The organism is Lactobacillus sp. UMNPBX4 (genome assembly GCF_002554115.1).
Taxonomy (GTDB): domain Bacteria; phylum Bacillota; class Bacilli; order Lactobacillales; family Lactobacillaceae; genus Lactobacillus; species Lactobacillus gallinarum.
Map to the genome: position 1 here is coordinate 1 of NZ_PCZF01000115.1, position 1,360 is coordinate 1,360.

The following is a 1,360-nucleotide window of genomic DNA, read 5'->3' on the forward strand; positions in this document are numbered from 1 at the left end:
AAAAACCACGATTTAGTAGTTGCCGAGGAACTAAGAAGCAGAAATCTGTTAAAGAATCATGCCTTGTCTCAAGCCATTTCAGATGTTGGTTGGCACAGCTTCCTGAACATGCTGGCTTATAAGGCAGATCTATATGGCAAAGAATTTCTAACAATTGATCCTAAGTACACCACCCAAAGATGCCATCAATGTGGCAGTATTATGGGGCAAAACGGTTATAAGAAATTAACCCTTAAGGATCGGGAATGGACTTGTCCAATCTGTCGAACGCACCATATTCGTGATTGGAATGCGGCCGTGAACATCTTAGAAAAAGGATTAGGCAAGTGGCAAAATCCTAAAATAAAAAAAGCAGCCTAGAAAGGCTGCAGTCCGCTAGCAATTCGCGGACTTAAAAGGCTTTGGTAAATAGACGACCTCTATCGGCAATAGTCAAAAGACTATTGCTGGTAAGTCAAGTCCGTATCTAAGCAAGTTGGTGTTCTGGTTAGCGTAAGCTAACGAGCCACTAAGCCCTAGACTTCAGTCTAGGGTAGTTGACTATACAATGTTTCTTAACGTGATGGTAGTTCTTTTGAAACAATTATGTAACATTCAGAAGGTATTATATTAACCGTCAACTGATTTAAGAAATCAATTAAATTTGAAACAAATGTTAAATAAACGAAATCTATAATTTAAGGGAGACAATTAATTTTGAATTTAAAACGTACTTTAGTTAAATACACTGCAGCTTTATCAATTTTCTTTACAGGTATCTCAGTTATTAATGTTCCAGCTACTGTTCACGCTGACGAAGTTTCAACCAGTACTGTAAATACTGACAATTCAATGTCAGATATCGAAACTTCAACTCCAGCTGCAAGTACCGTTAAGAAGACTTCTGCTGTTACTAAGAAGCGTAACGCAATTGTTAAGCTTGCTAAGAAGGAAATCGGTAAACCTTACGTTTGGGGCGCAGCGGGCCCTTACGCATTTGACTGCTCAGGTTTAACTTCATACGTTTACAAGAACGCAATTAACAAGACTTTGCCAAGAACTACTTACGGTCAAATCACTCTTGGTAAGACTGTTTCAGTTTCAACTAAGACGCTTAAGAAGGGTGACTTGTTATTCTGGGGTAACTACCACGTAGGTATCTACATTGGCGGTGGCAAGTTCGTTCACGCTCCAGCTCCTGGTCAAAATGTTAAGACTCAAACCTTAGCATCATTCTTCCCATCATCAGCTAAGCGTGTTATCGACTAATTACATTTAAAGTTATGTCTTTCTAAAGATTATTAGTAAAAGGAGTTAGGTGAATTTCAATGTCATTAAGTTAAGACATTGACAATTAATATTAGACTTTTAAAGCACTGAT

General features: G+C 38.1%; 2 protein-coding genes. Both read left to right on the plus strand.

Annotated elements, in window-relative coordinates; all coding sequences use genetic code 11:
• Positions 1-360 (plus strand): RNA-guided endonuclease TnpB family protein (locus tag CP355_RS09925; RefSeq protein ID WP_143468943.1); only part of this gene is annotated, 360 nt, incomplete at its 5' end.
• A gap of 336 nt (positions 361-696) precedes the next feature.
• The gene (locus tag CP355_RS09930) at positions 697-1,248 is read left to right on the plus strand and encodes a C40 family peptidase (RefSeq protein ID WP_098044449.1); all 552 of its coding nucleotides are present in this window, start codon (positions 697-699) and stop codon (positions 1,246-1,248) included.
• Positions 1,249-1,360: the final 112 nt, after the last annotated feature.